Consider the following 6,099-nt stretch of genomic DNA (forward strand, 5'->3'; position numbering starts at 1 on the left):
TCTACATATAAATAGACAATGATTAAATTAAAGTTTAGTATAAATATATATTACTTTTCTGAGAGGATATTTTGATTATCTCCATCTATTAATATTTGCTCTTTTTCAGTCTGTATAGTTTCAGGATTTTCTAAAGATATTTTACCAAAATGTCCAGCTCTAAAGTCATGGACTATATTTTTAGCAGCTTGTTTGATATTAAAGTTAGTCCTTATTCCTGAAATATCTTTAATAATTTCTTGAGGATGTTTTTCAAGAAATTCTTCTTTATTTATAAAGCTGTAACGAGTTAAGAAATTATTAGTATTTTTTTCTTTAAGAAAATCTAATAAGTAAGATGCTGTAGCTTCATAGTCCATCGCAGTATCTCTAATAGAACCAATACTTGCAATTCTAAAGCCACTAGTTTCACTTTTAGGGCTAGGAAACATGATACCAGGAGTATCAAAGATCATAAAACTTTTACTAATATCAATACGCTGCTGAAGTTTTGTTACAGCTGGCTCATTTCCAGTCTTTGCAACTTTTCTACCAGCTAGCTTATTTATCATAGTAGATTTACCAACATTAGGTAGCCCAAAGATAATAGCTCTAATTGGTTTTAGCACAGTACCTCTATTAGGACATTTCTTTTGTGCTAAATCTATAATTCTTTTAACAATGTTTTTATCTTGTAGAGTATTTACAGCAATAGCACTTCCATGGTAGTAGTTAAGCCATTCTTTAGTGATTTTTGGGTCTGCAAGATCATTCTTTGAAAGTATCTTTATAATAGGTTTATCACCAACAATTTCTTCTAGAACATGATTGCTACTAGAGTCAGGAATACGAGCGTCAACTATTTCGATAGCAATATCAATAGAGGACATTTTCTTGCGAAACTCTTTAGTAGCTTTATGCATATGCCCAGGAAACCAATGTAACATTGTAGATAAAAATAATAAATTTAGTTAATATAAAGCAAGATTTTACCTATTAGGGCTTTTATATGCAAAGCTATATTTTAAAAGATGCAAAAATTTACACGGAAACAGGTTTTGAGAATAAAGATATAGTAGTTGAAAATAATATTATCAAAGCTGTAGTTGATCAAGTAAAAGCAAAGGATTTTAATCTTCCTATAATTAGCTTAAGATCTGATGACTATGTTATACCTGGATTTATCGATATTCATATTCATGGATCAAAGGGAGCTGATGTTATGGATGGAGATGTTGATGCTCTTGATGTAATTTCAAAGTCAATTTATAAGCAGGGTGTTACAAGTTACCTTGCAACCACTATGACAGCACCTAATGAGCAAATCTTAAAATCAATGCAGGCTATTAAACTATATAATGATCAATCTAGTATTGAAAGTGCTAAGATAGCAGGAGTTCATTTAGAGGGACCATTTATATCTTCTGGGAAGATAGGTGCTCAAAATCCAAACTATCTTCAAGAAGCTGAGGTTGATAAGTTAGCTAACTGGCATAATGCTTGTGGTAGTTTAATAAAAAAGATAACTATAGCTCCAGAGATAAAAAACGCTAATAAGGTAATTCAGTTTTGTAATCATAAAAATATAATAAGTTCTATAGGCCATACTAACTGTACAATGGCACAAACTCTTCAGGCAATAGATCAAGGATGTAGTCATGCAACTCACTTATTTAATGCTATGAGCCCTATTGAACACCGTAATCCAGGAGCTGCTACTGCTTTATTAATGTCAAAGAAAGTTTTAGCTGAGTTGATTGTTGATGGTATACATCTACATCCTGATATGATTAAATTTACTTATGAAATAAAAGGTTCTGATAATATTGCTCTTATTACAGATGCAATGTCAGCTCAAAGTGCTGGGGAAGGTATATTTGAGCTTGGCGGACAAAAAGTAATAGTAAAAGATGGTCAGGCAAGACTAGAAAATGGGGCTCTTGCAGGAAGTGTTTTGAGTATGAATAAGGCATTAGAAAATGTTATGAAGTTCACAAACTGTAGCTTACATGATGCTGTTAAAATGAGTAGTACAAATCAGGCAAAATCACTAGGGTTAAAAAAAGGCCAGATCAAAGTCGGATTTGATGCGGAGTTCGTTGTTTTAAATAAGAACTATCAAGTTAAACAAGTTATTGGTTAAAAGATGAATTTTTTAGTATTAGATACATCAAGTAGATATTGTTCAATTGCTTTATCAGTAGGTAGCAAAACTTATAGTGATACAAGAGAAATCCCTCGCCAACATAATAAATACCTTTTAGAGATGATTAAAGGGATTTTTGAAAAAGCCAATATTGACAAAAAATCATTAGATTTTATTGCTTATGGTGTTGGTCCAGGTAGTTTTGTTGGGGTTCGATTAGCCGCGGCTATTTGCCAAGGTTTTGCAGTTAGTCTAGATATTCCTATTATTGGTTTTTCAAGTATGTTTACTATTGCAAAAAGTACAAAAACTAATTCAGAGAATGTCGCAGTCATTCTAGATGCTAGAATGGGAGATTTTTATTTAGGGTTATATAATACAACTGATAATGAAATAATCTCTGAGAATGTCTATAAATTAGAAGAATATTCGAAAAGTCTTTATGAAGGATATGAGCTTATTGGCGATAGTATTTCTGAATTACATATTCAGAATGATGATTTCCAATTAGATGTTAGCAATGTCATCGAGTATGTTTATAGCTTGTATACTAAGCAAAAATCTCGACAAACTTTAACACAAGAAGTGTTTCCTGTATATCTTAGAGGAACCTCACATTGGAAGACTAAGGAGTAGTTATGTGTAGATGGATTATGTACCATGGTGATAAAATAAAAATGAGTGATCTCTTAGTAGATCCGGAAAACTCTTTAATGCATCAGAGTATACACTCATCTGAAGGAGCTGTTCCAGTTAATGGCGATGGTTTTGGAATAGGTTGGTACACTAATCTACATAAAGAGCCTGGTATATATAGAGATCCATTACCTGCCTGGAATAATGAAAACCTAATATCATTAGCAAAACATATAAAAAGCAAAAACTTTATGGCTCATGTTAGAGCTAGTACTATCGCGCCAACTTCACGTTTGAATTGTCATCCTTTTAAATTTGGTAGACATATGTTTGTGCATAATGGTGCAATAGGAGATTTTGATGATATTCGCCAAGAAATTGAACAACTCATTAAACCTCAGTACTTTAAATCTAGATTTGGTTCAACAGATTCAGAAGCATTATTTTTGCTAGCATTATCAAATGGATTAGAAAATGATGCTAAAAAGGCTATAGTTGAATCTGTAAATCAAATTAAAAAGATTCAAGCTAGAAATGGTTTGCACGAGAAAGTAAAAGCAAGTATTGCATATTCAAATGGAGAAACTTCTTGTTCGCTAAAAATATCTACCATTGGTGATAGACCATCGCTATACTATATAAGCTATAACGACATCATAGATACTCTAGCTGTAAAGAAAAAGGGTAAGAAGAAAGATGGTTTTGTAGTATTATCAGAACCTTTGGTAGATTCTGATTTATATACCTATGTAGATAATTACACATGTATTGAAATTAAAGAAAATAAATTTAAAGTAGAAAAGTTATAAGGAACAAAAATGGCATCGCTAAATACTAAGATTCAGAATGTTTCAACTTCACCAACAAATGCAATGGCAGCATTAGCAAAACAGATCAAAGATGATGGTAATGATGTTGTGTCACTTGCTATTGGAGAGCCTGGATTTAATACTCCTGAGCTTGTTAAAAAAGCTGGTATTGAAGCTATTAATAAAAATATTACAAAATATACAAATGTTGATGGTTTAAAAGAATTAAGAGAAGCAATCGTAGCTCGTTATAAGAGAGAGTATGGTGTTGATTTTGCGGCAGACCAGGTATGTGTAACATCTGGTGCTAAACACAGTTTGCACAATATTTTTAATTGTATACTAGAAGAGGGTGATGAAGCTATATTTTTTGCACCATATTGGGTATCTTATCCTGATATGATTGCTTTAACAGGTGCCAAACCAATAGCTGTTGAGACAAAGTTTGAAAATAATTTTGAAATAGATGTGGCTGATCTTGAGAAGCATATTACAGATAAAACTAAAGCTATAATTATTAATTCACCAAATAATCCAACAGGCTTAATTTATTCAAAAAAATGCATTGAAGACTTAGCTAATCTTTTAAGAAAATATCCAAACATTTGGATTATTGGTGATGATATATATGATCAATTATTTTTTAAAGATAGAATTACATTAATCACAGAAGTTGCTCCAGATTTAGCGGATAGATATGTGATAGCTAGTGGAGTATCAAAAAACTTTGCAATGACAGGTTGGAGAGTTGGTTTTACAATTGCTCCAAAGTTTCTAAATAATGCTATGAAAAAATTTCAATCTCAATCTGCTACTTGTGCTTGTTCTATATCTCAATATGCCGCAATAACAGCTTTAAATATGCCGGCTAAAGATTTACTTTATTTTGCTGAGTCATATCAGGAAAAAGAGCAATTTGTTACAAAGTGTTTGAAAAATATGCCTCATATAGATGTTAAAAATGCTGATGGTACTTTTTACTTATTCCCTGATTTACGTAAGTTAATTGAACATACAAATTTCAAAGATGATGCTGAACTTTGTAGCGCATTATTAAAAGAAGAATATGTAGCAATGATGCCAGGAGTTGCCTTTGGTTTAGCAGGTTTTGCTAGAATTAGCTGTGCAAATGAAATGTCTGAATTAGAAAAGGCGATGGATAGACTAGCTAAGTTTGTAGCTAGGCATATTTCTAAGTAATTTTAATTCTATAACACCTTCACTCAAATTTTGTAAATAGTTTCGACACATTAGGTAATTACTGTTAAAATCTTATTATTATTGCTCTTTAGAGTTTTTATATGAAAAAATGTGGTTATATCTCAATAATTGGTAGACCTAATGTTGGTAAATCTACTTTACTAAATAATATACTTAAATATAAGGTCAGTATTACTTCTCGAAAGCCTCAAACTACAAGGCATCAGATTACAGGTGTAAAAACTATAGGAGACACTCAGTTTATATATGTAGATACGCCTGGTATTCATACTAAAGAGCCAAAAGCTATTAATAAATTTATGAATAAAGCAGCAACAACTATGGTAAAAGATGTTGATGTGATTTTATTTGTGGTTGAAATGGGTAAATGGACTGAACTTGAAGATAATATCGTTGAGAAATTAAAATATTCAGAAATACCTATATTTTTAGTAGTTAATAAGGTTGATAAGAAAAAATCTCTTGAAGCATCAATGTTTATTGAATCAATTAAAGAAAAATTAAGCTTTTATGATGTGATTTATGTTTCAGCTAAGCAAGGACATAATGTTAATGAGTTAGAATCACGAATTGAAAAGCTACTACCAGAGTCGGAGTATTTCTTTTATGAAGATGATCAAGTAACAGATCGAAGTATTAAATTTTTGGTTTCAGAAATTATTCGTGAGAAAATTATGCGTACTATAGGTAATGAAGTACCGTATCAAATAGCTGTTGAGATTGATAGCTATAAGGTTGATCAAGAGAAAAATATTGTTGATATATATGCAAGTATTTTGGTTGAACGTGATAGTCAAAAAGGTATAGTTATCGGAGCTAAAGGAGCTAAGCTTAAAAAGATTGGTACAGATTCACGCATAGATATTGAACGTTTGGTAGATATGAAAGTAAATCTTAAAACTCATGTTAAAGTTAAAAGTGGCTGGTCTGATGATGATAGAGCATTAAAATCTCTTGGTTATGATCTTATGTAAATAACATGCAAGAACTTACTATTAATAAATCACGTAAATATCGTACTATATTTTATGGTTGTTTGATATTTTTAGCCAGTTGTATTGTTATGGTTTATTTTAATAATAGTAATATCAAGTATTTAGGGTTTTTAGTAATTTTAATATCAATATATTTTGAATTTAGAAATAATAATCACTCTATAGATGTAATAATCTTACCAGAAGCTGATGATGATCTAAAAATTGTTATTAATGGAGAATTAAGTGATTTTTGGTTAGGTTCTGTGCACAAAAAATATAAATTAGATTGAAAATAGCTAAACCGTTGTTATTTAAAAGTTGAAAGACAGTA

Annotated in this window: 7 protein-coding genes; 6 read left to right on the forward strand and 1 reads right to left on the reverse strand. The window is 30.8% G+C overall.

What is annotated here, in order from left to right:
- Positions 1-50: 50 nt before the first annotated feature.
- Positions 51-926 carry a ribosome biogenesis GTPase YlqF gene (ylqF, locus tag AB8E56_RS05855; RefSeq protein ID WP_329478995.1) on the reverse strand — a complete coding sequence of 292 codons (876 nt, stop codon included), beginning with the start codon at positions 924-926 and terminating at the stop codon, positions 51-53.
- A 62-nt stretch (positions 927-988) separates the two neighbouring features.
- On the opposite strand from ylqF, the gene nagA reads away from it, so the two are divergent.
- The 6 genes from nagA (at position 989) to AB8E56_RS05885 (ending at position 6,058) form a co-directional block, all read left to right on the forward strand.
- A complete protein-coding gene (gene nagA / locus AB8E56_RS05860; RefSeq protein ID WP_329478997.1) occupies positions 989-2,122 on the forward strand; it encodes an N-acetylglucosamine-6-phosphate deacetylase in 1,134 nt (377 codons plus the stop codon).
- A 3-nt stretch (positions 2,123-2,125) separates the two neighbouring features.
- A complete protein-coding gene (gene tsaB / locus AB8E56_RS05865) occupies positions 2,126-2,761 on the forward strand; it encodes a tRNA (adenosine(37)-N6)-threonylcarbamoyltransferase complex dimerization subunit type 1 TsaB (RefSeq protein ID WP_329479000.1) in 636 nt (211 codons plus the stop codon).
- Positions 2,762-2,763: 2 nt separating this feature from the next.
- A complete protein-coding gene (locus AB8E56_RS05870; protein ID WP_329479002.1) occupies positions 2,764-3,570 on the forward strand; it encodes a class II glutamine amidotransferase in 807 nt (268 codons plus the stop codon).
- Positions 3,571-3,579: 9 nt separating this feature from the next.
- Positions 3,580-4,770 (forward strand): pyridoxal phosphate-dependent aminotransferase, encoded by a 1,191-nt coding sequence (locus AB8E56_RS05875; protein WP_329479004.1) that lies wholly within the window; start codon positions 3,580-3,582, stop codon positions 4,768-4,770.
- Positions 4,771-4,871: 101 nt separating this feature from the next.
- Complete coding sequence (era, locus tag AB8E56_RS05880) at positions 4,872-5,765, forward strand: GTPase Era (protein ID WP_329479006.1); 894 nt, start codon at positions 4,872-4,874, stop codon at positions 5,763-5,765.
- A 5-nt stretch (positions 5,766-5,770) separates the two neighbouring features.
- On the forward strand, positions 5,771-6,058 hold the full coding sequence (locus tag AB8E56_RS05885) for a hypothetical protein (RefSeq protein ID WP_329479009.1): 288 nt from the start codon (positions 5,771-5,773) through the stop codon (positions 6,056-6,058).
- Positions 6,059-6,099: the final 41 nt, after the last annotated feature.

The sequence above is a fragment of the Francisella sp. 19X1-34 genome, assembly GCF_041102755.1.
Classification (GTDB): Bacteria; Pseudomonadota; Gammaproteobacteria; order Francisellales; family Francisellaceae; genus Francisella.